The sequence below is a fragment of the Streptomyces poonensis genome (genome assembly GCF_014650915.1).
Lineage (GTDB): Bacteria > Actinomycetota > Actinomycetes > Streptomycetales > Streptomycetaceae > Streptomyces > Streptomyces poonensis.
Window position 1 is genome coordinate 75,198 of record NZ_BMVW01000020.1, and the last position, 26,675, is coordinate 101,872.

Annotated in this window: 18 protein-coding genes and 1 pseudogene; 14 read left to right on the forward strand and 5 right to left on the reverse strand. The window is 70.8% G+C overall.

Annotated elements, in window-relative coordinates; all coding sequences use genetic code 11:
- Positions 1-335: 335 nt before the first annotated feature.
- Positions 336-1,004 carry a PepSY domain-containing protein gene (locus IE242_RS33245; RefSeq protein WP_189866067.1) on the forward strand — a complete coding sequence of 223 codons (669 nt, stop codon included), beginning with the start codon at positions 336-338 and terminating at the stop codon, positions 1,002-1,004.
- Positions 1,005-1,844: 840 nt separating this feature from the next.
- On the opposite strand, the gene IE242_RS33250 is transcribed toward IE242_RS33245, so the two are convergent.
- Entirely contained in the window at positions 1,845-1,991 is a 147-nt protein-coding gene (locus IE242_RS33250; protein WP_189866069.1) for a hypothetical protein, read from the reverse strand.
- Between the two features lie 280 nt (positions 1,992-2,271).
- Here IE242_RS33250 and IE242_RS33255 point away from each other — a divergent pair, with 280 nt between their 5' ends.
- From IE242_RS33255 to IE242_RS33270, 4 genes are all read left to right on the forward strand, one after another.
- Positions 2,272-4,473, forward strand: a complete 2,202-nt coding sequence (locus tag IE242_RS33255; RefSeq protein ID WP_189866071.1) for a discoidin domain-containing protein — start codon at positions 2,272-2,274, stop codon at positions 4,471-4,473.
- A 145-nt stretch (positions 4,474-4,618) separates the two neighbouring features.
- Positions 4,619-6,790, forward strand: a complete 2,172-nt coding sequence (locus IE242_RS33260) for a discoidin domain-containing protein (RefSeq protein ID WP_189866073.1) — start codon at positions 4,619-4,621, stop codon at positions 6,788-6,790.
- An 83-nt stretch (positions 6,791-6,873) separates the two neighbouring features.
- Complete coding sequence (locus IE242_RS33265) at positions 6,874-7,971, forward strand: DUF1996 domain-containing protein (protein ID WP_189866075.1); 1,098 nt, start codon at positions 6,874-6,876, stop codon at positions 7,969-7,971.
- 18 nt (positions 7,972-7,989) lie between these two features.
- Positions 7,990-10,422 (forward strand): beta-glucosidase family protein, encoded by a 2,433-nt coding sequence (locus IE242_RS33270; RefSeq protein WP_189866077.1) that lies wholly within the window; start codon positions 7,990-7,992, stop codon positions 10,420-10,422.
- A gap of 278 nt (positions 10,423-10,700) precedes the next feature.
- On the opposite strand, the gene IE242_RS33275 is transcribed toward IE242_RS33270, so the two are convergent.
- Positions 10,701-12,059, reverse strand: a complete 1,359-nt coding sequence (locus tag IE242_RS33275; RefSeq protein ID WP_189866079.1) for an ROK family protein — start codon at positions 12,057-12,059, stop codon at positions 10,701-10,703.
- A gap of 195 nt (positions 12,060-12,254) precedes the next feature.
- Between IE242_RS33275 and IE242_RS33280 the strand changes: the two genes are divergently transcribed.
- From IE242_RS33280 to IE242_RS33295, 4 genes are all read left to right on the forward strand, one after another.
- Positions 12,255-13,571: an ABC transporter substrate-binding protein gene (locus IE242_RS33280; protein WP_189866080.1), complete on the forward strand. Its 1,317-nt coding sequence runs from the start codon at positions 12,255-12,257 to the stop codon at positions 13,569-13,571.
- Positions 13,572-13,585: 14 nt separating this feature from the next.
- On the forward strand, positions 13,586-14,584 hold the full coding sequence (locus IE242_RS33285; RefSeq protein ID WP_189866082.1) for a carbohydrate ABC transporter permease: 999 nt from the start codon (positions 13,586-13,588) through the stop codon (positions 14,582-14,584).
- Between the two features lie 28 nt (positions 14,585-14,612).
- Complete coding sequence (locus IE242_RS33290) at positions 14,613-15,452, forward strand: carbohydrate ABC transporter permease (RefSeq protein WP_189866155.1); 840 nt, start codon at positions 14,613-14,615, stop codon at positions 15,450-15,452.
- Between the two features lie 89 nt (positions 15,453-15,541).
- Positions 15,542-16,897, forward strand: coding sequence for a GH1 family beta-glucosidase (locus IE242_RS33295; protein ID WP_189866084.1), 1,356 nt, complete (start codon positions 15,542-15,544; stop codon positions 16,895-16,897).
- Between the two features lie 134 nt (positions 16,898-17,031).
- On the opposite strand, the gene IE242_RS33300 is transcribed toward IE242_RS33295, so the two are convergent.
- Together IE242_RS33300 and IE242_RS39350 are read right to left on the reverse strand one after the other, a co-directional pair.
- Positions 17,032-18,051, reverse strand: coding sequence for a LacI family DNA-binding transcriptional regulator (locus IE242_RS33300; RefSeq protein WP_229859764.1), 1,020 nt, complete (start codon positions 18,049-18,051; stop codon positions 17,032-17,034).
- Between the two features lie 300 nt (positions 18,052-18,351).
- Positions 18,352-18,468, reverse strand: a pseudogene (locus IE242_RS39350) (LysR family transcriptional regulator); the annotation flags it as partial.
- 370 nt (positions 18,469-18,838) lie between these two features.
- Here IE242_RS39350 and IE242_RS33305 point away from each other — a divergent pair.
- From IE242_RS33305 to IE242_RS33320, 4 genes are all read left to right on the forward strand, one after another.
- Positions 18,839-19,447, forward strand: coding sequence for a dihydrofolate reductase family protein (locus tag IE242_RS33305; RefSeq protein ID WP_189866087.1), 609 nt, complete (start codon positions 18,839-18,841; stop codon positions 19,445-19,447).
- Between the two features lie 444 nt (positions 19,448-19,891).
- Complete coding sequence (locus tag IE242_RS33310; protein WP_189866089.1) at positions 19,892-20,548, forward strand: UbiX family flavin prenyltransferase; 657 nt, start codon at positions 19,892-19,894, stop codon at positions 20,546-20,548.
- Between the two features lie 20 nt (positions 20,549-20,568).
- A complete protein-coding gene (locus IE242_RS33315; protein WP_189866157.1) occupies positions 20,569-21,159 on the forward strand; it encodes a UbiX family flavin prenyltransferase in 591 nt (196 codons plus the stop codon).
- A 42-nt stretch (positions 21,160-21,201) separates the two neighbouring features.
- Positions 21,202-22,686: a UbiD family decarboxylase gene (locus tag IE242_RS33320; RefSeq protein ID WP_189866091.1), complete on the forward strand. Its 1,485-nt coding sequence runs from the start codon at positions 21,202-21,204 to the stop codon at positions 22,684-22,686.
- A 61-nt stretch (positions 22,687-22,747) separates the two neighbouring features.
- Here the strand turns inward: IE242_RS33320 and IE242_RS33325 are convergent, their stop codons facing one another.
- Entirely contained in the window at positions 22,748-24,472 is a 1,725-nt protein-coding gene (locus IE242_RS33325; protein WP_189866092.1) for a subtype B tannase, read from the reverse strand.
- A gap of 1,853 nt (positions 24,473-26,325) precedes the next feature.
- On the opposite strand from IE242_RS33325, the gene IE242_RS33330 reads away from it, so the two are divergent.
- Positions 26,326-26,598 carry a hypothetical protein gene (locus IE242_RS33330; protein WP_189866094.1) on the forward strand — a complete coding sequence of 91 codons (273 nt, stop codon included), beginning with the start codon at positions 26,326-26,328 and terminating at the stop codon, positions 26,596-26,598.
- Positions 26,599-26,675 lie beyond the last annotated feature (77 nt).

Sequence of the window (26,675 nt, forward strand, 5' to 3'; positions counted from 1 at the left end):
AAAGCACTGGGCAACTCCACCCCGCCAAGCCGGGCGTTCGGGCCGATCCGCCCCACCCGATCCGGATATCGTACGCGCACCCTCGAGTTCCACGACGACTTCTCGTACATGTGGATGACGGCAGGGACCGCACGTCAGTCGGCCCCGCCGCAGATGGGCGAACAGGCGCAGAGGCGCAGCCGTACGCCGGGCCGACCCGGCTGCCGGGTGCGCACCGCCACCTCGTTTCGGGGACCGATGCCGGTCAGTCGCCGGTACGGGTGATTCCATGACCGCCCGCGTGCCACATCTGCGAGAGCGGGAACGGGTGCGATATGTTCGAAATGAGCAAATTCATGCGTGTTTTCCGTCCGGGCACGTCGACGACCCGTACTCGCCGAGCCGCCGCGGCCACCGTCTGCGCCGCAGCGTCCTGCGCGCTGCTGCTCACCGGATGCGGTGACAACGGTGGCCGGCAGCCCGCCTCCCGCTCCGAGGCCCCCGCTTCACCGGTGGGGGCCACGACGAACGGTCTGACCGAGGATCAGCGCGAACGCGAGGCGCTGATCCCCGCCGACAAGACCGGCTACCGCAAGGCCGCGAGCACCGCGGTCGACGAAGTGCCCGACGGGACGACCACCGAGATCGAACTGAAGCGGGACAACGACGACAAGCCGGTGTGGCGGGCCACGGTGGCCGCGAAGGACGGCACCGAGCACAAGGTGGACGTGGATGCCGCCACCGGCAAGGTCGTCAGCTCCCGCACCGACTCGGACCAGGACGGCGACGACAAGCGCGACCTGGCCCAGCAGGTTTCCCAGGCCGAGATCTCCTCGCAGAAGGCGGTCGACACCGCCACCAGCCGCACCAAGGGCACCGTCACCTCCGTCAAACTCGACGACACCGACGATGGCACCCCCATCTGGTCCGTCGACATCGTCACGACCGACGACTGGAACAAGACCACCTACGACGTCGACGCCACCAACGGCAAGGTCCTGCGCAAGCACGTCGACCGCGACTAGGACCCTTCTGATGGCTCTTGGTCGGACATCATCCGGCCAGTCGGCGCTACGCGGCGTGACTCGCGAGGCGTTGACTGTCTTGTCAGGCCCGCACGTAACCGCTCAGAAACGGTTTCAAGAGCCGTCAGGACGGCCTAGCGGCACGGCAAAGCGTCGGCTCCCGGCCCCGGCGGGGTCCGGGAACGCCGCCCGCACAGTGTGCAGTCCGATCCGGCCGTGCCGGCCGACCACTTCCAGGGCCGGCACGCGCCTGAACCACGGTTCCAAGCTGAGCAGCCGGTGGTATCCGGTGGAACGGTGCAGCCATGCTCGGCCAGGAGGGGGTCGGCCCTGGCGGACCACCTGGGCGGGGCCCATCCGAGGAGGGGGAACCCGAGCCCGGCCTGACCGGACGAGGCTGACCCGTACCAGGCCGATCCGGAGGGGGCGCACCTGGCACTGGCTTCCCCGAAGGCAGCCGCCCTACGGAGCCTGGTCAGCACCGAGTCAGCGCGGACGACCCGAGGGCACTCGTCGAGCGTCCGAGCGGCTCTTCCACGGTCCGTGGCCGTGCGACATCACGCGCATCCCCCGCGGCGCGGCCTCGTCAACGCGTCCACGATCAGGAGCTGGGCCGTGGCGTAGGTGAGCATGACCAGACGGGCCGGCCGGTGAAGTCGACGCCCGCCGCGCCCGGCCCCACGAGCAGGTCGACCCCGACGAAGACCACTCCGCCCCGGGCCGCTCCCCCCCGGGCCGCTCCGCCCGGGCCGCTCCCCCAGGCTGCTCTCGCGCCCCGCACGCGCGCGGTGGTGGCCATGAGCATCAGTACCAGGCTGTGAAGCGCGATCACCGGGATCATCAGCGGGCCGGGCCCGGCACGGGCGCCGCCAGGCCGGCCCCGGCGAGGACGGAACCGTGCCGCGTGCCGGTCGTCCGGCACAGGACCACCGCGAGCAGAGGGACGAGCAGCGGTTCGGTGACCCACTCGGGCGCGGGCGGATCCACGGCGACGGCCGACAGATCACGGGGACCGCCGGCAAATCACGGCGATGGTCGGCAGATCATGGCAGCGGCCGGCAGATCACGGCAGCGACCGCGCCGGACCGCAACCGCTTCGGCCTCGCCCCGGTTGCTCGTCGGTGCCCAGCCCGCCAACCCCCACTTAATGAAAGCCAAAAGAAAAGCCGCGTCCGAAACCTTGACCGCGACCTGCACGGCGGGCAAGGTTCCGGAGAGCGCTCTCCGACCGCGCTCTCCCACCCGTTCCGCGTCAAGGAGTCCCCCCATGCCCCCTGTCGGCATACCCCCGACGGCGCCGGTGCCGGTGCCGCGCAGACCCGGCCGCCGCGGCCTCGTCGGCGTCCTGGTCACCGCCCTGGCCGCCGCCCTGCTCGCCGTCGTCCCCGCCGCGCAGGCCCAGGCCGCACCCGTGCTGTTGTCCCAGGGCAAGCCGGTCACCGCCTCCAGCCAGGAGCACTACGGCACCCCGGCGACCGCGGCCGTCGACGGCGACAACGGCACCCGCTGGTCCAGCGCCGCCTCCGACCCGCAGTGGATCCGCGTCGACCTCGGCGCCTCCGCCTCCCTCAGCCAGGTCGAGCTGCGCTGGGAGGCCGCCTACGCCAAGTCGTACCGGATCGAGACGTCCCAGAACGGCACGGACTGGTCGACGGCCTACTCCACCACCACCGGCGCCGGGGGCACGGAGACCGTGAACGTCTCCGGCACCGCCCGCTACGTGCGCATGTACGGAACCGCCCGCGCCACCCAGTACGGCTACTCCCTCTGGGAGTTCAAGGTGTACGGCACCACCGGCGACGACCCCGGCCCGGTCATCCCGGGCGGCGGCGACCTCGGCCCGAACGTGCACGTCTTCGACCCGTCCACGCCCGGCATCCAGGCCAAGCTGGACCAGGTCTTCAAGGAGCAGGAGTCGGCGCAGTTCGGCTCCGGCCGGCACGCCTTCCTCTTCAAGCCGGGCACGTACGACAACCTCAACGCCCAGATCGGCTTCTACACCCAGATCGCCGGCCTCGGACTGCGCCCCGACGACACGACGATCAACGGTGACATCACCGTCGACGCCGGCTGGTTCAACGGCAACGCCACCCAGAACTTCTGGCGCGGCGCGGAGAACCTCGCCGTGAAGCCGGTCAACGGAACCAACCGCTGGGCGGTGTCCCAGGCCGCCTCCTTCCGCCGGATGCACGTCAAGGGCGGCCTCAACCTCGCGCCCAACGGCTACGGCTGGGCCAGCGGCGGCTACATCGCCGACAGCAGGATCGACGGCCAGGTCGGCAACTACTCGCAGCAGCAGTGGTACACCCGCGACAGCTCCATCGGAGGCTGGTCCAACAGCGTCTGGAACCAGGTCTTCTCAGGTGTCGAGGGCGCTCCCGCCACCGGCTTCCCCGAGCCCCGCTACACCACGCTCGACACGACGCCGATCTCCCGCGAGAAGCCCTTCCTCTACCTGGACGGCAACGAGTACAAGGTCTTCGCCCCCGCCAAGCGCACCAACGCCCGCGGCACCACCTGGGCGAACGGCACCCCGCAGGGCGAGTCGATCCCGCTGAGCAGGTTCTACGTCGTCAAGCCCGGCGCCACGGCCGCCACCATCAACGCCGCCCTCGACCAGGGCCTGCACCTGCTCTTCACCCCCGGCGTCTACCACGTCGACCGGACGATCAACGTGAACCGGGCCGACACCATCGTGCTGGGCCTCGGCCTCGCCACGATCATCCCGGACAACGGGGTGACCGCCATGAAGGTCGCCGACGTCGACGGCGTACGGCTCGCCGGCTTCCTCATCGACGCCGGACCGGTCAACTCCCCGACCCTGCTGGAGATCGGCCCGCAGGGCGCGTCCGCCGACCACACGGCCGACCCCACCACCGTGCAGGACGTCTACATCCGCATCGGCGGCGCGGGCGCGGGCAAGGCCACCACCAGCATGGTGGTCAACAGCCACGACACCATCATCGACCACACCTGGGTGTGGCGGGCCGACCACGGCGACGGCGTCGGCTGGGAGACCAACCGCGCCGACTACGGCGTCCGCGTCAACGGCGACGACGTCCTGGCCACCGGACTCTTCGTCGAGCACTTCAACAAGTACGACGTCGAGTGGTACGGCGAACGCGGCCGGACGATCTTCTACCAGAACGAGAAGGCGTACGACGCCCCGAACCAGGCCGCCATCCAGAACGGCTCGACGAAGGGGTACGCCGCCTACCGGGTCGACGACTCGGTGGACACCCATGAGGCATGGGGCCTGGGCAGCTACTGCAACTACAACGTGGACCCGGACATCCGCCAGGACCACGGCTTCAAGGCACCGGTCAAGGCAGGGGTGAAGTTCCACAGTCTGCTGGTGGTGTCACTCGGCGGCATGGGCCACTACAACCACGTCATCAACGACACCGGCGCCTCCACGGTGCCCGCCGGCACCTCGACCGTGCCGTCCACCGTCGTGTCCTACCCCTGACCCTCGACCGAGCCGCCTGTCGGCCACAGCTCCCCTCCGGGCCGGGTGACACCCCCGCGCCCCGACCCGGAGGGGCCACCACGGCCATCGAACGGTGCTCCCCCTCCTCGCCCCGTCGGCTCTCCCCAACCCGCCAGGAGCAGATGTGTCCGCAGCCCCCACGTACCCGTACCGGAGACCAGCCGGCCGCCGCGCCGTTCCCCTGCTCGCGCTCGGCGCCCTGGTGGCGTCGTCGCTCGCCCTCGCCGCTCCGCCCGCCCAGGCCGCGGAGACCCTGCTCTCCCAGGGCAGGCCCGCCACCGCCTCGTCCCAGGAAGGCGACGGCTACGCCCCCTCGGCGGCCGTCGACGGCAACCTCACCGGCACCCGCTGGGCCAGCCGGTGGAGCGACCCGCAGTGGTTCCAGGTCGATCTCGGACAGCGGTCCGGCCTCAGCCGCGTGGTGCTGACCTGGGAGGGCGCGTACGGCAAGAGCTATCAGATCCAGGCGTCCGACAACGGCACGGACTGGCGGACCCTGAAGACCGTGACCGGCGGTGACGGCGGCACGGACGAGCTCGCCGTCTCCGGCTCCGGACGCTACGTCCGCATGCTGGGCACCGAGCGTTCCGGCGGCTACGGCTACTCCCTGTGGGAGTTCCAGGTGTACGGGACCACGGACGGCACACCGCCCGCCGGAGGACCGGTCGAGGTCACCGGCTCGCAGGGGAACTGGCAACTGACCGTCGGCGGCCAGCCGTACACCGTCAAGGGCCTGACCTGGGGCCCCGCCATCGCAGACGCGCCCAAGTACATGCCCGACGTCAAGTCCATGGGCGTCAACACGATCCGCACCTGGGGCACCGACAGCTCCACCGAGCCGCTGCTGGACACCGCCGCCGCGCACGGCATCCGCGTCGTCAACGGCTTCTGGCTGCAACCCGGCGGCGGACCCGGCTCCGGCGGCTGCGTCGACTACGTCACCGACACCACGTACAAGAACAACATGCTCACCGAGTTCGCCAAGTGGGTGGAGGCATATAAGAGCCACCCGGCGACCCTCATGTGGAACGTGGGCAACGAGTCGGTCCTCGGCCTGCAGAACTGCTACAGCGGGACGGAGCTGGAGGCGCAGCGCAACGCCTACACCGGCTTCGTCAACGACGTCGCCAAGAAGATCCACAGCATCGACCCCGACCACCCCGTCACCTCGACCGACGCCTGGACGGGAGCCTGGCCGTACTACCAGCGCAACGCGCCCGACCTCGACCTGTACTCGATGAACTCCTACGGCGACGTCTGCGGCGTCCAGGAGGACTGGGAGGAGGGCGGCTACACCAAGCCGTACATCATCACCGAGGGCGGTCCGGCCGGTGAGTGGGAGGTACCCGACGACGCCAACGGCGTCCCCGACGAGCCGACCGACGTGCAGAAGGCCGAGGGGTACACCAAGGCCTGGGACTGCGTCACCGGCCACCGGGGCGTCGCGCTCGGCGCCACACTCTTCCACTACGGCGTCGAGCACGACTTCGGCGGCATCTGGTTCAACCTCATACCCGACGGGCTGAAGAGGCTGTCCTACTACGCCGTCAAGAAGGCGTACAGCGGATCGACCAGCGGTGACAACACCCCGCCCGTCATCACGGACATGGCCGTCGACCGGGCCTCATCGGCCGCGGCGGGCGGCGAGTTCACCGTCCGCGCGGGCGTGCGCGACCCCGACGGCGACCCGGTCACGTACAAGGTCTTCCTCAGCGGCAACTACGCCAACGGCGACAAGCGCCTGGTCGAGGCGGAGTGGCGGTCCACCGGCAACGGGACCTTCGCCGTGAAGGCCCCCGAGAAGCTCGGCGTGTGGAAGGTGTACCTTCAGGCCGAGGACGGCCGCGGCAACGCCGGCATCGAGACGAAGTCGGTCAAGGTCGTCGCCCCGCCGGTCACCGGCACGAACGTGGCGCTGAACAAGCCCACCACCGCCTCCTCCTTCCAGCCCTCCTACGGCGACTGCCCGTGCGAGCCCGCCAAGGCGACGGACGGCAAGGCCGACACGCGCTGGGCCAGCGACTGGAGCGACCCGCAGTGGATCCAGGTCGACCTCGGCGCCGCCACCGCCGTCCGCAGGCTCCAGCTCGTCTGGGACCCCGCCTACGCCAAGTCCTACGAGGTCCGGGTCTCGGACGACGGCAGCACCTGGCGCACGGTCCACACCACGACCGCCGGTGACGGCGACGTCGACACCATCGACGTCGCGGCGACCGCGCGTTACGTACGACTGCACCTGACGGCGCGTGGCACCGGCTGGGGCTACTCGCTGCACGAGTTCGGCATCTACAGCTGATCCACGGCTGACGGCGGAGGGCGTCCGGCGGCGCCCTCCGCACCACCCCCACCCACCTGGCACCTCAGCGGGCAGGAGGCCCCATGAGACCGCGTTCGAAGCTCCCCGCGCTGCTGGTCGGCAGCTCACTCCTCGCGAGCTCACTCGGCGTCGGCACCATCGCTACGGCGGCCGATCCCGGCAGCACCCCGGCTGCTTCGGCCTTCTCGGCCAGCGGACACACCGGTCACACCGGACACACGACGGCGGTGTCGACCCGGGCGTCCGCCGACGATCCCGACGGCGACGGGTACATACCGGCCGTTCCCCCGGTCACCGGCGTGACCCCGTCCGAGGCCACCCCGCCGCCGCGCTACCACAAGGAGTTCCAGGCCAACTGCGCCGTCACGCACACCGCGCCGGACGACCCGATCGTGTACCCGGGGCAGCCGGGCAAGTCCCACGACCACACCTTCATGGGCAACACGACGACGAACGCCGGCAGCACGACGGCGAGCCTCTACGGAGGAGACACCACCTGCAAGGCGCCGGCCGACGCCTCCGCGTACTGGATGCCGTCCCTGTACAAGGGGGACAAGAAGATCCTGCCGGTCGGCCCGCAGGTCATCTACTACAAGGCCGGTGTCACCGACTACACCAGCGTCCGGCCCTTCCCCAAGGGGCTGCGGTACGTCGTCGGCGACCCCATGCAGAGCGCTCAGGACTTCCGCGCTCACAAGGGCTTCGTCGAGGGCTGGGAATGCGGTGACAGCTTCTTCAACGTCGACTTCCCGGCCAGCTGCCCGAGCCGGCCCGACGTCCAGCTCAACATCCGTTTCCAGGCGCCCAGTTGCTGGGACGGCAAGTACCTCGACACCCCCGACCACAAGAGCCACATGGCCTACCCGGTCGTCAAGCCCGGCACCAACGACAACATGTGCCCGGCCTCCCACCCGGTCGCCCTGCCGATGATCGAGTTCAAGATGGCCTTCCCGGTCAACGGCGACATGAGCGACGTCCGCCTGGCCAGTGGCCGCGGCTACTCCTTCCACTACGACTTCTTCAACGCCTGGGAGGAGCGGACCCTCAAGGCGCTGGTCGACCACTGCATCGTGGGCGGCCTCCAGTGCGACACGCGCGGCTACGACCTGTACCACCCGGAGCGCGGCGCGGTGCTGAACGAGGACCACCGGCTGCCCTGATCCCAGGAAGTGTTCGGAATGGACGACGAGACACTCGACCGGCTCATCGGCGAGCTGGGCCTCGACCAGAAGGTGCGCCTGCTCACCGGCGCGACGACCTGGCGTACCGCCGGTGAGCCCGGGATCGGGCTGCGGGAGATGGTGACCTCGGACGGGCCCGCCGGGGTGCGTGGCGAGGCGTGGGACGAACGGCGCACCTCGGTCCTGCTGCCCTCCGCCTCCGCCCTGGGCGCGATGTGGGACGAGGAACTGGTGGAGCGGCTCGGGGGCCTGCTCGCCACCGAGGCCGCCCGCAAGGGCGTCGACGTGGTACTGGCCCCCACGCTCAACCTCCACCGGAGCCCGCTGGGCGGCCGGCACTTCGAGTGCTTCTCCGAGGACCCGGAACTGACCGGCCGTACCGGAGCCGCGCTGATCAGGGGCATCCAGGCCCTCGGGGTGGCGGCCACCGCGAAGCACTACGTCGGCAACGACTCCGAGACCGACCGGCTGACCGTCGACGTCCGGGTGTCCGAACGCACCCTGCGAGAGGTGTACCTCGCGCCCTTCGAGGCAGCCGTCGAGGCCGGGGTGTGGCTCGTCATGGCGGGCTACAACGCCGTCGGCGGCACGACCATGACGGCCAGCCCGCTCCTGGCGGAACCCCTCAAGGGGGAATGGGGGTTCGACGGGGTCGCCGTCTCCGACTGGGCGGCCGTGCGCACCACCGAGGAGACCGGTCGCGCCGCCCTCGACCTGGCGATGCCGGGCCCGGACAGTCCCTGGGGCGCGTCGCTGGTGCGGGCGGTGAAGGACGGCCTGGTCACCGAGGATGCGGTCGACGAGAAGGTGCGGCGGCTGCTCCGGCTCGCCGGCCGTGTGGGCGCGCTGGAACCCCACCGCCCGCGCCGGGTGCCGGTGGCTGCGTCCCGCGACAACCGGGCGCTGCTGCGCCGCGCCGTCAGTGCCGGTTCGGTCCTGCTGCGCAACAGCGGCGTCCTGCCGCTCGACCCCGCCGGGCTGTCCACCGTCGCGGTCGTCGGCGTGCACGCCGCGTCCCCGCGCGTCCAGGGCGGCGGCAGCGCGGGCGTCTTCTGCTCCGACGTGGTCACCCCGCTGGCGGGCGTCCGGGCCCGGCTGCGGGGGCGAACCCGGGTCGTGTACGAGCCCGGACCGGCACCGGAGTCCCCGCCCGACCCTCTCGGCATCGACCGGTGCACCGACCCGGAGTCGGGTGCCCCCGGCGTGCTCCTGCGGGTGTTGGACGCGGCGGGGCGGGAGCTGTACGCCGAACACCGGTTCTCCGGTCGGCAGCTGGAGCCCGGTCTGCCCCCCGGCGCCCACACGGTGGAGATCGGTGCGGTGCTGCACCCCCATCGGCCGGGAGAGTGGGCGTTCGGTGTCGGGGGCTTCGGGCGCATGACGCTCACCGTCGACGGCCGCACGCTCCTGGCAGGGGAGTTCCCCGGTGACACCGACGACCCGGCCGTCGTCCACGTCAACCCGCCCGTGCACGCGGCGCGGACGGTCTTGACCACCGAGCGGCCCGTGCACGTGGTGGCCCGGCGTGAACTGGTACCCGGCCGCGGACGCGCCACCGTCGTCACCGCGGCGCCACCGCAACCGGACCCGGCGACCGCGCTGGCGGACGCGGTGCGGGCGGCCCGGGACGCCGACGCCGCGATCGTGGTCGTCGGCACCACCGAGCACAGCGAGACCGAAGGGTACGACCGCACCGGTCTGTCACTCGGAGGGCACCAGGACGAGCTGGTCCGCGCGGTGGCCGCCGCGAATCCGCGCACGGTCGTGGTCGTCAACAGCGGCGGCCCGGTCGAACTGCCCTGGCGCCGGGAAGCGGGCGCCGTGCTGCTCACCTGGTTCCCGGGACAGGAGGCCGGCGCGGGGCTAGCCGACGTCCTGTTCGGCCTCGCGGAGCCCGGCGGCCGGCTCCCCACCACCTGGGCGGCGTCCCTGGCGGACGCGCCCGTCACCCGCACCCGGCCGGTCGACGGCCGGCTCGACTACGCCGAGGGACTGCACATCGGCCACCGGGCGTGGTTGCGAGCCGGACGCGAGCCCGCCTACTGGTTCGGCCACGGACTCGGCTACACGACGTGGGAGTACACGGCCGTGGAGGCTCCCGCGCACGTCGCGGCGGGCGAGCCGTTCACCGTTCGAGTGACGGTGCGCAACACGGGCACCCGCGCCGGGCGTGAGGTCGTACAGGTCTATCTGGCCCGGCCCGATTCGGCGGTGGAGCGTCCGGTGCGCTGGTTCGCCGGGTACGCGGCCGTGCGGGCGGACGCGGGCCGGACGGCGAGTGCCGAGGTGGTGGTGGGCCCGCGCGCCCTGCGGCACTGGTCGGAGGCGGACCACGGCTGGGCCACGGAGCCCGGCCCCTTCCGGCTCATGGTGGGCAGGTCGGCGGGGGACGTGCGGTGGGAGGGGCAGGTGGCGGTCGGCGGCCCCTGAGGGGCGCGGCGTTCCAGGCAGCACGTTCGCCGGGGCCGCGGCGCGTTGCCCGAAACCGCGGCGCGTGCACCGAAACCGCAGCGCGTTCGCCGAGGCCGCAGCGCCGGGCCGGGCCCGCGTGGCGCCGTGGGGAACTCCCCCGGCGCCGCGCCTTCGGCCGATGCCTGGGCATCACTTCTCCTCTCATCACCCGCAGCGGGGGCCGACTGCGCCGGGTCCATGGCACCGGACCGGACCCGAGTCCGTGGCACAGGACCCGAGATCGGCGCGTGCGCCGCTCACTGCACCGAGCGCTCCCGCAGGGCCGTCCGCCACGCCGGGTCCGGTTCCACCGGTTCGGCCTCCTCCGGCCGGCCGCCCCGCGCGAAGAAGTCGGCGAGCGGCAGGATCGCAGCGCCCACGGTGACGGCGTCCGGTCCCAGGGTGCCTAGGTCGATGCGGACGCGGGCGGCGGGATAGGTCAGGGCGTACGAGGTGGCATGGGCCGTCACCGAGTCCAGGAAGCGCCGGCCGAGCTGGAGTCCGGCCCAGCCGCCGACCAGGATGCGTTCGGGCTGGAAAAGGTTGATCAGGTCGGAGAACCCCGCGCCGAGGTACTCGGCGGTCTCCTCGAGGACGGCCAGGGCAGTGGCGTCGGGTTCCGGAACGGTCCCCGTTCCGTCCGAACCCGAACCCGAACCCGGATCCGAACCCGTACCCGGATCCGGGTACGCGGCCGCGAGCATCGCGGTCAGCGCCGTCTCCTCGTCCGCGCCCGCGGGCGGCTGCCCGCCCGCCTCCGCCCAGCGCTGGAGCAGCGCCTCCGCGCCCGCGTACGCCTCCAGGCAGCCCTGGGCGCCGCAGCGGCACCGGCGCCCGCGTACCCGTACCGTCAGGTGTCCCCACTCCACGGCCCGGCCCGGACCCATGTCGTCGCTGACGACGCAGGCGCCGACGCCGGAGCCGAAGAGCACCACCGCCGCGCTCTGCGCGCCGCGCCCGGCGCCGAACCACATCTCCGCCTGCCCGAGCGTCTTGGCGCCGTTGTCGATGTAGTACGGCACGGTGTCGGGCAGCAGGCGGGCCTCGCGCAGCAGCCGCTCCAGGGGGACGGCGTCCCAGCCGATCGTCTGGCCGTGCACGACGGCGCCGTCCTCCGGGGTCCTGGCGACGATGCCCGGCACCCCGATCCCGACGCCGAGCAGCCGCTCCGCCGCGATGCCGGCCTCGTCCAGCACCTCGGGGATGCCCTCGCGCAGATGCGTCAGGACGACGCCGACGTCGTAGCGGTCGAGGCGGTTCGGGCCGTCGGTCTCCAGCGGTTTCTCGGTCCGGGCCAGCTCGGTGAGGGCGAGGTCGAAGAGTTCGATCCGTACCCGTGTCTCGCCGATGTCGACGCCTATGAGGTAACCGCTCTGTGCGCTGATGCGCAGCAGTGTGCGGGGCCGGCCGCCGGCCGAGTCGACGCTGCCGGCCTCCTCGACCAGTCCTTCGGCGACCAGCTCGGAGACCACGTTGCTCACCGAGCCCGAACTCAGCCCGGTGGCCGGCCCCAGCGAGAACCGGCTGAGCGGCCCGTCGAAATACAACCGTTGCAATACCGCGGTGCGGTTCTCCCGTCGCAGGTCACGCACTGTACGGCCGTTGCGCACTCTCACCCCTGCCCCCTCGTTCCGAAGTCCTTCTCGCAACCTACATGGGGCGGAGCCCTTGACGCGACCTTCGCTTGAGGTTTAACTCACATCCTAAATTAAGCCGTGGGGGGCTACAGGGTCGGCATGCGGGGCGCTGCTCCGGCCTCGGCTCCCGCGGGCGATTCCGCATCCGCCACTTCCCGGAAGGCCTCTGGAGTCATGCGCAGAATCAGAGCCGCGGCCGTCGGTGCCGTCACCCTTTCGTTCGTTCTCACCGCGGCGGCCTGCGGCGGCGGGACCTCCGGCTCGGAGGGGTCCAACGAGCAGCCGAAGACGCTCACGTACTGGGCCTCCAACCAGGGCGCGAACCTGGAGGTGGACAAGAAGGTCCTCCAGCCGGAACTCGACAAGTTCGAGAAGCGGACCGGCATCGAGGTGAAGCTCGAGGTCGTGCCCTGGAGCGACCTCCTCAACCGCATCCTCACCGCCACCACCTCCGGCCAGGGCCCCGACGTCCTCAACATCGGCAACACCTGGAGTGCGTCGCTCCAGGCCAGCGGCGCCCTGCTGCCCTGGGACGCGAAGAACTTCGAGGCGATCGGCGGCAAGGACCGCTTCCTGGAGTCCGCGCTCGGCTCCACCGGCGTCGAGGGCCAGGACCCGGCCGCCGTGCCGCTGTACTCCATGGCCTACGCGCTCTACTACAACAAGAAGATGTTCGCCGACGCCGGCATCGAGAAGCCGCCGGCGACCTGGGAGGAGCTGGCCGAGACCGGAAGGAAGCTCTCCAAGGACGGCAAGTGGGGACTCGGCGCCGAGGGCTCCAACCTGTCGAACAACATCCACCAGGTCTTCGTCCTCGCCAAGCAGCACGGGGCGGACTTCTTCACCCCTGACGGCAAGGCCGACTTCACCTCCGACGGTGCCGTGGCGGCGGTGAAGCAGTACGTCGACCTGATGGCCGAGGACAAGGTCATCGCGCCGGGCAACGCCGAGTACGCGCAGAACCAGTCCCTGAGCGACTTCGCCAAGGACAAGACGGCCATGGTGCTGTGGCAGACCGCGTCGGCCACCTTCAAGACGCAGGGCATGAGCGAGGACGAGTGGGGCGTCGCTCCCGCCCCCGTGCAGTCCGGCGAGCCCGGCCGGGGCAAGGCCACCAACTCCATGGTCGCCGGCATCAACATGGCCGTCTTCAAGAACACCAAGAACATCGACGGCGCCAAGAAGTTCGTGAAGTTCATGACCAGCGACGAGGAGCAGGTCGTCCTGAACAAGGCGTACGGCTCCATACCTCCGGTCAAGGCCGCCCAGCAGGACCCGGCCTTCAGCGCCCCGGCGGTCGCCGTGCTCAGGGACACCCTCGCCACCAGTGCCACCGCACTGCCGCAGGTCCCCGAGGAGTCGCAGTTCGAGACCGTCGTCGGCACCGCCGTGAAGAACCTCTTCGCCGACGCCGCCGCCGGCCGTGCCGTGACCACCGAGTCGGTGCGGGCCGAGCTGGAGAAGGCCCAGCAGCAGATGCCCAACAAGTGAGCACGGACACCGCCATGACCACCACCACCGCTGCCCTCAGCGCAGGCGAGCGGACGGCACGGAAGGACGACCCCGGGGCGGCACCGCGCAAGCGCCGCCCGGGGCGGCTGCGCCGCGTCGGACTGCCGTACCTGCTGCTGCTCCCCGCACTGCTGCTCGAACTACTGGTCCACCTGGTGCCGATGGTGATCGGCATCGTCGTCAGCTTCAAGGAGCTGACCCAGTTCTACATCCGCGACTGGGGCACCGCGCCCTGGGCCGGCCTCGACAACTTCTCCCTGGCGGTCGACTTCGACGCCCCCGTCGGCAAGGCGCTGCTGAGTTCCTTCCTCACCACCTGCCTGTTCACCGTCCTCTCTGTCGGCCTGTGCTGGCTGCTCGGAGCGGCCGCGGCGATCTTCATGCAGGAGACCTTCCGCGGCAGAGGCATCCTGCGCACGCTCTTCCTGGTGCCGTACGCACTGCCCGTCTACGCCGCCGTCATCACCTGGGCGTTCATGTTCCAGCGGGACAACGGCCTGGTGAACCATGTGCTGCACGACCAGCTCGGCCTCACCGACAGCGCCCCGTTCTGGCTGATCGGCGACAACAGCTTCATCGCCCTGCTCGTCGTCTCGGTGTGGAAGGGCTGGCCCTTCGCCTTCCTCACCCTCATGGCCGGGCTCCAGAACATCCCGAAGGACATCTACGAGGCCGCCGCCCTCGACGGCGCGGGCGTCTGGCAGCAGGTCCGCCGCATCACCCTGCCGGCGCTGCGCCCCGTCAACCAGGTGCTCGTCCTGGTGCTGTTCCTGTGGACCTTCAACGACTTCAACACCCCCTTCGTCCTGTTCGGCAAGGCGGCGCCGGAAGCCGCGGACCTGATCTCCATCCACATCTACCAGTCCTCGTTCCAGACCTGGAACTTCGGGACGGGCTCCGCGATGTCGGTGCTGCTGCTCCTGTTCCTGCTCGTGGTGACGGGCGTCTATCTCCGGTTCACCTCCCGGGGAAGGAAGGCCGCCGATGCCTAGCCAAGCCGTCCGGCAGCCCCGCTCCCCGATGGCCGCCCCGCGGTCCTTCCTGTGGAGCCGGCGGATCTTCCTGACCCTCCTCACCGTCTTCGTGCTGCTGCCGGTGTACGTGATGATCTCCAGCTCGCTGAAGCCGCTGGAGGACGTGTCGGGGAAGTTCGCATGGCTACCCTCGAACCTCACCGTCCGTCCGTACGTCGACATCTGGGACACGGTGCCGCTGGCCGACTACTTCATGAACTCGCTGATCGTGGCCGGTGCGGCGACCGTCTGCTCCGTCACCATCGCCGTGTTCGCGGCCTACGCGGTCAGCCGCTACTCCTTCCGCGGCAAGCGCGTCTTCACGGTCACCGTCCTGTCGACGCAGATGTTCCCCGGCATCCTCTTCCTGCTGCCGCTGTTCCTCATCTACGTCAACATCGGCAACGCCACCGGCATCGCGCTCTTCGGCTCCCGCGGCGGCCTGATCCTCACCTACCTCACCTTCTCGCTGCCCTTCTCCATCTGGATGCTGATCGGCTACTTCGAGGCGGTGCCCAGAGACCTCGACGAGGCGGCCAAGGTGGACGGCTGCGGGCCGCTCGGCGCGCTGTTCCGGGTCATCGTGCCCGCGGCGGTCCCCGGCATCGTCGCCGTCGCCGTCTACTCGTTCATGACCGCCTGGGGCGAGGTCCTCTTCGCCTCCGTCATGACCAACGAGACCACCCGCACCCTCGCCGTCGGCCTGCAGGGCTACTCCACGCAGAACGACGTGTACTGGAACCAGATCATGGCCGCCTCACTCGTCGTCAGCGTGCCCGTCGTCGCCGGCTTCCTGCTCTGCCAGCGCTTCCTCGTCGCCGGCCTCACCGCCGGCGCAGTCAAGTAGCCGCCGGCACCGTCAAGTATCCGCCGGACTCCACCGGCGCCCCGGTCTCACCCACTCACTGCAGCCCGCTCACTCCGGAAAGGCCCTCCGTGTCCGCATCGCTTGACCTCGCCGCCTTCCCCGCCGACTTCGCCTGGGGCACGGCTACCTCCGCCTACCAGATCGAGGGCGCCGTCGCCGAGGACGGCCGGGCACCGTCGATCTGGGACACCTTCTCCCACACCCCGGGCAAGGTCGCAGGCGACGACCACGGCGACGTGGCCTGCGACCACTACCACCGGTGGCCCGAGGACATCGCCCTGATGAAGCGGCTCGGCACCGACGCCTACCGCATGTCCGTCGCCTGGCCCCGCGTGATGCCCGCCGGGAACGGACCGGTCAACGCGGCCGGCCTCGACTTCTACGACCGTCTCGTCGACGCCCTCCTCGACGCCGGCATCACCCCCAACATCACCCTCTACCACTGGGACCTTCCCCAGGTCCTCCAGGACCGCGGCGGCTGGACCGTACGCGACACCGCCGAACACCTCGCCGCCTACGCCTCCGTGGTCGCCGCCCGGCTCGGCGACCGCGTCACCCGGTGGGCCACCCTCAACGAACCGCTCTGCTCCGGCTGGATCGGCCACCTGGAGGGCCGCATGGCACCCGGCCTGACCGACCTGACCGCCGCCGTGCACGCCTCGTACCACCTGCTGCTCGCCCACGGCCTCACCACCCAGGCGGTCCGCGCGGCCGCCCCGGGGGCGCAGATCGGCCTCGTCACCAACCACTCCACCGTCGAGCCCGCCTCGACCCGCCCGGAGGACATCGCGGCGGCCACCCGCCTGGACGGCCACACCAACCGCTGGTGGCTCGACCCCGTCTACGGCCGCGGCTTCCCCGCCGACATGCGCGAGCTGTACGGCGTGGAGCTGCCGGAGCGGCCCGGCGACCTGGACACGATCGCCACGCCCCTCGACTGGCACGGCCTCAACTACTACTTCCCGGCGACCGTCACCGACGACCCCCGGGGTCCCGTCCCGTACGCCCGTGAGGTCCGGCTGCCCGACGCACCGCACACCGGCATGGACTGGCCGATCGACGCCGGGGGCCTGGAGTCCCTGCTGCTGCGCCTGACCGACGACTACGGAGTCCGCGAGCTGTACGTCACCGAGAACGGCTCCGCGTTCCCGGACACCGTCTCGCCCGACGGCGCCGTCCACGACCCCGGCCGGACCCGCTACCTGGAGGAGCACGTGAGCGCCTGCGCCCGGGCGGTCCGCAAGGGTGCGCCGCTGGCCGGCTACTACGTCTGGTCCCTCCTCGACAACTTCGAGTGGGCCTACGGCTACGACAAGCGCTTCGGCCTCGTCCACGTCGACTACGCGACCCAGACCCGCACCCTCAAGACCAGCGGCCTGCGCTACGCGGAGATCATCCGTGCCCACCGGGAGTCCCACGCCTGACCGCGCCGACACCGGGTGCCCTGCCGTCGGCTGCCACGAGGACACGCCCGGCGGCAGGGCCGGGCGATGTCCGCCCCCGGAGAACGCGCCGCGCCGGATCAGGCGGACCAGCCGGATCAGGCGGATCAGCCGGATCAGGCGGACTCGCGGACGACCAGTTCAGGTTCGAAGACAAGAGTGCGAGGTTCGGTACGGGTGCCCTTGACCTGCTCGCCCAGCATCCTGGCCATGGCCGCCGCCATGTCCTCCACCGGCTGGCGCACGGTGGTCAGCGGCGGCCGGCACGTCACCGCGATGCTCGAGTCGTCGAACCCGACGACGGCGACGTCCTCCGGTATGCGCCTGCCCAGTTCCCGCAGGACTTGGCAGGCGCCCTGGGCCATCAGGTCGTTGGCCGCGAACACGCCGTCCACGTCGGGGTGGTCCCGCAGCAGCGTGGCCATGGCCGTCGCCCCGCTGTCCAGCGTGAAGACGCCCTCGGCCACGGGAGGGCTGTCATGCCCGGCGCGAGCCAGGGCGTCGCGGAATCCGGCGAGGCGTTCCCGGCCGGCTCTGAGGTCCGGCGGAGCGCTGATCGCCGCGATACGGCGGCAGCCGCGGGCCAGGAGATGCTCTCCGGCCAGGCGTCCCCCCGCGTAGTGGTCCAGATCGACGCAACTGGCCGGTGTCGCCCGGGCGGGACGTGCGAACAGCACCGTGGGGACGCGGGCGGAGAGGAGCATGTCCGGCAGAGGGTCGTCCGGTTGCACGGAGACCACCAGCGCACCGTCCGCGCTGCCCTGCCGCACGTAGTCGACCACCTGCTTCCTGGCTGCCTCCGACTCGGCGAACAGCAGCACCGGTTGCATCGCGCGTGCCCGGAGATATCCCAAGGCGCCGTTGACGACGCGACCGAAGAACGGGTCGGCGAACACGCGGCCGGCGAAGGCGTCGCCCGCACCGGAGACGATGAGCGCCACCGTTCCGGTGCGTCGGGTGACCAACGCCCTCGCCGCGCGGTTCGGCGTGTAGCCCGTCCGTTCGATCGCGCTGCGGACCAGCTCCTGGATGCTGGGATCGACGTTGCGCACGCCGTTCACGACCCGCGACACAGTGGCGCGGGAGACCCCCGCCTCCCGCGCGACATCCTCCAGCGTCGGGGCCTGCCTGTTCATAGGGGGAACTCTAACGCCGGGCACTCTCACGGGCACAGAGCGGCAGACCGTCCTCCGGGGTACGCCCGACGCCGACCGAACCGGCGCAGTACCACCTGTCCCGGGGGCGAGGAAGGGAGCGACGAACAGCCTTCGGGCTGACGGGCGGCCGAACGACATGCCCGGACCCACAGGACAACGCCGACGGTGGCGATACCGGGCCCGACTGCGCCGCGCGGCAGCGGGTCTCCTCGCACCCGTCTGCCCTGGGCGAACTGTACGCAGCGCGGAGTCCCTGCGCTCGGCGGGCAGCGCGGATCCCAGGGCCTGGATCTGCTCGGTGACGCTCGACTGGGCGTAGTGCAGTTCGGCGGCGGCCCGAGTGAAGTCGAGCGTGCGTGCCACGGTCCGGAACGTCCGCGGGTGACGCGGTCCCACGGCCTCCGCCCTTCTGATCGGCTCTGCCGATGGCCGTCATCGGCAGAGCCCGCTTCTGCCGATGACGGGGGCGGTCTCCGCGGTCGTGACGGTCGCCGCCGCATGGGTCCTGGTCGTCGTCCCGACGCTCCGGAGCACGACGTCAGGATGCGGGACGTGACGATCCCGGGCCTGGTGACGAGGCCGGCCGGACTCCTGCTGGGCCGACTGGGCAGCGTCACGGATCCGCGCCGGCCGGCAGGCGACGTACCGGGCACAGAGCGCCGCAGGGAACCGGACACTGTCGGACCCGTCCGCGTGCCGCCCGCCGATGACTTCCGGCGGGCCGCACGGTCGTATCCGGTACATGCACCCGGATGCGGAGGACACCATGCCACGGAAGATCATCGCCAGCCTGTTCATCTCGCTCGACGGCGTCGTCGAGGCGCCCGACCAGTGGCACTTCCCGTACTTCGACGACGAGATGGGAGCCGCCGTCGGCGCGGGCCTGAACACCACGGAGGTCCTGCTCTTCGGCCGCAGGACGTACGACAGCTTCGCCGGCGCCTGGCCCGGGCGGGAGGCGGCGGGCGGCGAGGACGCGGGCTTCGCCAAGCAGCTCGGCGACATGCGGAAGATCGTGTTCTCACGTCGGCGGCTCGACCTGCGATGGCGGAACTCCGAGCAGGCGCAGGGCGACGTCGCCGAGGTCGCCGCCGCGCTGAAGAGCGAGCCGGGCGGTGACATTTCGCTGAGCGGCTCGGTCTCCGTCGTCCGCCAGCTGCTGGCCGCGGGCCTCCTCGACGAACTGCGCCTCCTCGTCCACCCCATCGCCGTACGCACGGGCATGCGCCTCTTCGACGAGGGCGAGCCTTCCATCCCGCTGAAGCTGCTGAAGTCGGAGACGTTCACCACGGGCGTGCTGGACCTCGTGTACGGGCCCGACACCGCGCCGCCGACGGGCGGTTACGAGGAGGCCGTCGCCACGCTCGGGAAGTGAGGGCCACCGCGGAAGACGGAGGCCGGCTGCCCCAGAGCTCCCCCGGTGCCGCCCCGCACGGTTCACCGACCGGCTCATGCTCACGAGCAGCGTCCGGTGACGCTCCCGGCAAGTGTGCCGGCCGTGGGGACGGCGCTGGCCAGGTGGGCAGCGCCACGGATCGGGGCCCCTGATGCGGCACACCCGAGAAAGTCACGAGGCGTTCCAGCTGACAGTGACATCCACCCGGTTTCTGCTACCGCAGATCTTCTTCCACCCTTGTGCAGCATCTGTGGAGACATACTCGACGCCCGCGAGAGGTTCGGTGCGATCAGTCAGCAGAACAGCCTCTCTGCGCCCGGCGCTGTTACTGCACACGACGCAGGGAGCTATATCCCGAAATGCGCATTCTCCGTCCGGGCGGAATACTCGTCCTTCCGCATGCTCGAAAAGAATGGACGGACCATGACGGAGCAGCGCACCATCACCCTCGCCGTCACCGGCGCCGGCGGTACCCGCATGGCCCGCCACGTGCTGTCCGCGCTGGAGCGCGACGACCGCGTGGCCCATGTCGACCTGCTCGTCTCGCCCAACGGGCGCAAGCTCGTCGCCCACGAGTTCGGCGGCGCCGAGGACGGTGACCCGGTGACCACCCTGCTGGGGAGGCCCACCGGCAAGGTGACCGTCTGGGACAGTGACACCTGGGAGGGCCCGCACACCTCCGGCAGCTACCCGAGTTGGGGCATGATCGTCGTACCGTGCTCGCTCGGCACGGTCGGCCGTATCGCGCAGGGACAGGCCACCGCACTGATCGAACGCGCCGCCGACATCTGCCTCAAGGAACGGCGCCCGCTGGTGCTGTGCGTGCGCGAGACCCCGTTCAATCTCATCCATCTGCGCAACATGGCCCAGGTGACGGAGGCCGGCGGCATCGTCTACCCGATGATCCCGACGTACTACAACCTGCCCGAGACCGTTGAGCAGATGTTCGAGGAGTTCACCGAGCGGCTGCTGGGCTTCGTCGGCCTGGACCAGACCGACTACTACACCTGGCAGGAAGGCGGCAGCCGGGCCTCCGTCGAGCGGGCCGCCGCCCGTACGGCGCGGGGAGCGGACGCGTGACCACCCGGCTCGTCGTCGGGATGACCGGGGCCAGCGGCGCGCCCATCGGGGTCCGGCTGCTGGAAGTTCTGCGCGGACTCGACGGAGTGGAAACCCACCTGGTGCTGTCCCGCTGGGCCCGCACCACCATCGAGCTGGAGACCCCCTACAGCGCCCGTGAGGTGGCCAAGCTCGCCGACGTGGTGTACAGCCCCGGCGACCAGGCCGCCGCCGTGTCCTCCGGCTCCTTCCCGACCGACGGCATGGTCATCGTGCCGTGCAGCATGAAGACGGTCGCCGGTATCCGCACGGGGTACGCCGACGGGCTCATCGGGCGGGCCGCCGACGTCACCCTCAAGGAGCGGCGGCGCCTGGTCCTCGTACCGCGCGAGACACCACTGAGCGAGGTCCACCTGGACAACCTGCTCGCCCTGGCCCGGATGGGCGCGGTGGTGGTGCCGCCGGTGCCCGCCTTCTACAACCGGCCCGAGACCATCGACGACCTCGTCGACCATCTCGTGGCCCGTGTCCTGGACCAGCTGGACCTCGTCACCGACCACCCCGGCCGTTGGACCGGCCTGTCCACGGCGCGCGGCGAGGCGGGCCCGGACGCCGGTGCCGTCCCGTCCTGACCTCCCCAGCGCTGCCGTTCCGTTCCGACCTGGAGTCGTGCCATGTCCGACCAGCCCGCCCCCGTCAACGACCTGCGCTCGGCCCTGGCCCTGCTGGAGCGGCACCCGGGCCAGCTGCACACCACCGACCACCCCATCGACCCCTACGGCGAACTGGCCGGCGTGTACAAACGCGTCGGCGCCGGCGGCACCGTGGAGCGGCCGACCCGGGTCGGTCCGGCCATGCTCTTCGAGAACGTCAAGGGCTACCCCGGCGCCCGCATCCTGGTCGGCCTGCTCGCCAGCCGGAACCGGGTCGGCCTGCTGCTGGACTGCCCGCCGCGCGAGCTGACCCGGCGGATGACCGACGCGGTCCGCAACCCCGTCGAGCCGGTGTTCGTCGGCGCCGACCAGTCCCCCTGCCAGGAGGTCGTGCACCGCGCCGACGCCGACGGCTTCGACCTGCGCACCCTGCTGCCCGCCCCCACCAACACCGACCAGGACGCCGGCCCCTACTTCTGCGAGGCCCTGGTCCTCGGCTCCGACCCCGACACCGGGCACACCGACGTCACCATCCACCGGCTCTGCGTGCAGGACAAGGACGAGATCTCCATCTTCTTCGCGCCCGGCCGGCACATCGACGCCTTCCGCAAGAAGGCCGAGGCCCGGGGCAAGGCCCTGCCGGTCTCCATCAACATCGGCCTCGACCCGGCCGTCTACCTCGGCACCTCCTTCGAGGCCCCCACCACACCGCTCGGCTTCGACGAGCTGACCATCGGCGGCTCCCTGCGCGGCGAGGGCGTCCAGCTCGTCGACTGCCTGACGGTCGACCAGAAGGCCATCGCCCGCGCGGAGATCGTCATCGAGGGCGAGATCCTGCCCGAGGTGCGGGTCGCCGAGGACCAGAACACCAACACCGGGCACGCCATGCCCGAGTTCCCCGGCTACGACGGGCCCGCCAACCCCTCCCTGCCGGTCATCAAGGTCAAGGCCGTCACCACCCGCAAGGACGCCATCGTGCAGACCCTGGTCGGCCCCGGCGAGGAGCATGTCTCGCTGGCGGGCATCCCCACCGAGGCGGCGGTGCTGCGCATGTGCGAGGACGAGTACCCCGGCTTCGTGCAGCAGACGTACGCCCACTCCTCCGGCGGCGGCAAGTTCCTCCAGGTCGTCCAGGTGAAGAAGACCAGCGACTTCGACGACGGGCGGGCCCGCCAGGTCGGCGTCCTCGCCCTCGGCATCTACACCGAGCTCAAACACGTCGTCCTGGTCGACGAGGACGTCGACCCCTTCGACACCGAGGACGTGCTCTGGGCGATGACCACCCGCTTCCAGGCCGACAAGGACCTGGTCGTCCTCCCCGGAGTCGCCGGACACGTCCTCGATCCCTCCCAGACCCCGCAGTACAACCCGGCCCTGCCCGCCAAGGGCGTCACCGCCAAGATGGTCTACGACGCCACCCGGCCGTACGGCCTGCGGGACATGTTCACCCGGGCCAGGTTCCGGGACGTCGACCCCAGACCCTGGTACCCCGACTACGAGGAATGACGGTCTTCCCGACCGCCCCGTCCCGGCCCGGCGGGACGGGGCGGGGCGGCCGACATCCGTCCTATCCCTTGTGCCGGGAGGCGAGCGGGTCGCCGGCCTTGCGGACGGCATCGGCGATCCAGGCCATGGCCTCGGGCACGTCGTAGTTGCCGGCGTGCGGCTGGTTCCAGGCGAGCCGGTAGTCCAGGTTCTTGACCTGCCTGTCCGCGGCGAGCGCCCGGTCCAGGTTGACCGAGACGGTGAACGCGGTGTCCCGGTCACGGGTGCCGTGGCGGACGTACCAGTTCGGCGCGGTGTCGGCGCTGGTGCCGACGAAGTCCATCGGGTTGATCAGGTGGACCTGGTCGTCGACGGTGGTGCTCTTCTTGGTGGTGTACTGCTTCCAGGTCAGCCCGGTGTCGTCGAGGCCGCTGCCGTCGCCGGCGACGTCGTTGTGGTTCCAGCTGTACTCGGTGTAGTTCAGGTACCTCTGCGCCGACGGGCCGAAGAGGTCGGTCTCGGTGCCGCTGGTGGTGTTCCCGTCGACGCCCACGGCGTCGAAGGCGGGGGTCGTCTTCAGCGTGGCCTGGGTGGCGACGAAGGCGAGGTACTTCGCCATGTCGACGGAGCGCACGGTGCGGGTGGCGGTGTCGACGTCGATCCAGTCGTTGACGTACGACTTGGTGGTGGGCGGGCCTCCGGGGCCGCCGGACGTGATCTCGAAGGTCCCGCCCAGCGGCGGAACGGTGTGGGCGGGGTCCGCCTTCAGGTAGGTCTCCGCGGACCGGACGACCTCCTGCTCGATGGTGTCGAGCATGGTGGCGGCGGTGAGCCGGGAGCCATCGGGGCTGCGCAGCCCGAGGCTCTTCTCGTACGCCCCGAACCGGGCCGCGATCTCCGCGGCCGCCTCGGGTGAGGGGTCGGAGCCGGTGGTGTCGCGGGTGCCGAGGACGTTGTACAGCCACTCGTAGGCCACGTCGGCGTTGCCGAGGTCGGTGATCGGGCAGTACGCGTTGACGGCGAAGACGTCGTCGCGCAGCGTACTGCGCCCCTTGGCGTCGACACCGGCAGCGCCGATCGCGGCGAGGTACGGGGTGTACTCGGCGCTGTTGCCGGAGGCGCCCAGGATCGACACCAGCGCGCCGCCGCCACTGGTGCCGTTGATGACGATCCGCTCCGCGCTGCCGGGCATGGCGGCGTCGTTGAGGCGCAGGTACCGCACGGCGGCCTTGGCGTCGACCACCGCCGCGGGGGCCTTGCCCGGATACGTGCCATCGGCGCCGAGCAGGCCGCGGCTGCGGTTGGCGACGTCGACGAAGACGTAGCCCGCCTTGAGTGCGGCGCCGACGTTGCTCTTCGCGCTGTCGTAGGAGGTGCCGGCGGTGACGCTCGCCCGTATGTAACTGGCCTTCCAGCCACTGTTGTTGACAGCGAAGTAGATCGGGGTCCGCTGGTCACCGAAGGCGCTCTCGGGGACGAACACGTTCATGCTCTGGTAGCCGCAGGCGGTGTTGGGGATCGTGGTGCCGCCGCCGGGGCCGCCGGGTTGCCGGGCCGCCGCGGCAACCGGGTCGGCGACGTAGCAGATCTCCTTGTACCAGCGCACGTTCATCGGCCGGCCGTCGACCGTGACGGTGATCGTCGTGTACGCGGCGGAGCCGAAGTCCAGCGCGGCGTCCTGGAGGTCCGCCGTGTGACCGCGACCGGCGGAGGGAGCCGCCACCGCGACGGAGGTCGGCACCGCGGCCGCCGCGAGAACGAGGGAACCCGCGAGCGCCACGCCTCTCAGGAGGCGGCCGCGGGTCACGGGGCGTCCTGCGCCCGCACCCCCCGGGTGAGTGAGTGCGTCATGTCCGAAAGACGCGGAGAGCCTCTGCATGGGTCTCCCTTCATCGAGCACCGAGTGCTTCGCCCAAGGCCCCGGGATCGAGGCGTGACGCACGCTACAAGATTGTCAACAATATGCCTAGCAATCTGACGGTCCTGTCTCGTAGTCCCGTGCTCCACCTCCGCCGCCCCTCACCGCTCGGGCTGTGCGCGCCCGGCTCTCCAGGCCCAGGCCCATGCGTCACCGCACGCCGCGACCGTTGACGACCTGATCCCACAAGCGGAGAGAATGACGACAGCCGCCGCGGTCGTCACACACAGCTGTCCGAGGGCCGTCACGGCGCGATCGCGGTCGGTCTCGGCGTCGAGGTCAGAACACCGGCCTCCGCCGTCGGCACTGCTCCGTGGAAACCCCACTCGGGTGGAGACCGGCTGGAGCCGCATCGGGGGCTGGAACTCGTACCGGCGCAGTCGCGACGGGTGACTCGCCGAAAAGGTCTCCCCGACCGGCCTGCTGCCCGTCGCCCGCGACGCCGGTGTGCTGAAGCCTAGTCCTCGACCAGGTGTTCGCAGGTGTCCCACACCAGCAGCAGCTCCAGGCCCATGAGGCGGCGCCAGGCTGTCCCGGACCGCTGCCCGTGTCGCCGCCAGTCGTACTCGAACCGTCATCGACAGGAGAAGCCGTACTCGCTCAGGCCGGAGCCGTACGACGACGCGCCCGATTCGCGTCCGCACTGTGCTCGTCGGCACAGTGATGAACATGAGGGAGGCCGGAAAGGCCCCGCTCACCGCCCGGACACTCGGTGGCTGATCCGAGGTCCGCGCATCCGGGCAGGATCGCGGCCATGAGAATGTTCACCCTTGATGGCGTCTGATTCCTGGGCCAGGCGATCGCACAGGACGCGCTCGACCTGGGTGAGAGGTGACGGTGTTCAACCGTGGCCGGCGCTGGCTGGCGGACAGCACGTGGGACCGAATCCAACATGCCGTCCAGGCCGACGGTTATGGGTACTGCCTAGTTCAGGGGCGTTTGCGATGCCGTTGTCGCAGCTCTTCCGGACGTGTGCGGGCCGCGTCATCTCGCCTCGTCGGCGGGGTTGCATGTGCCGGACGAGGTACTTGAGGTGGCGTGGCCCTCCATGCAGCCCCGGAACCTGCCGATGAAACACGACCGGGCAGGCCACCCGGAAGCCGTCTTCGCGGGTAACGACGTTCCGGAACCCGTCCGGTCCCATCCACGGCCCGGACCCGCGCGCCGAGTCCCTGCCTGAGCGATCCCGGCCTCGAGCCGACGGCCTTCCGGTCCGCTTCTGCGGCCCGCCGGGCCTGCCCGCCGGGCCGCTGGGCTGCCGGCACCGACCAGCGCGTGGCCGGCAGTCAATGGCAGCTGTCGCGGCGTTTCTTGAGGGTCCGTTACCTCTTCATCAGGAGATCGTTACTCATAGCGACAGTTGATCATGTCTTCCCATTAGTTCCCATTGACAGAGGGAAGACGGACTTTCCTGGAGGGGAAGTAGATGAGTGCAGTCGTTCGTCGGGGATGGGCGGCCTTCGCTGTGGCCGTCGCCGGGGCAGGGATGGTCGTCGTAGGCGCGGGATCTGCCGCCGCGTACGCTCCGGGCGGCGGTGGTTCGCTGGTGAGTGTCAAGAATCTGGAGCAGGGGCAGACGTACTCGGCCGCGAGCCCGGGAACGCGGACGAGCCGTACCTTTGTCTACCGGGACCGGTCGGCGCTCGTAGACGCGTCAAACGCGCGCCAAGGGTTCAGCGGACAAGGGATGAGCCCGGGCGTGGTCAACACGGACCGGTTCCTCGGGCTCTGAGATGCGGTGGATGACCGCGACGGCGGTCGCAGTCGTGGTGGGAATGGGATGGTGCTCCAGCGCCACCGCTCAGGACCGGGATGCTGCCGCGCCGCCGCTGGTGAACGCCGACTGCCTCGGACAAGGCGTGACGGTGACCGCGCTGCAGTCTGATCAGATGGACACTCGGCGGTATGACTGCCCGGACAGGGGCGCGGTGCTGCTGGACGCCAGTCGTGCCCTTCAGGGCATCTGGGTGGTCGTGGGAGGCCGGAACAACACCGCCGCCCAGTCCTTCGGCTGATCCGGCAGCCGCCCCGGGCCCCGGGCGACAGACAGGTGCTGACCAGTCTGTTTCCCTTCCAGCGGGCCCGGGGCGGA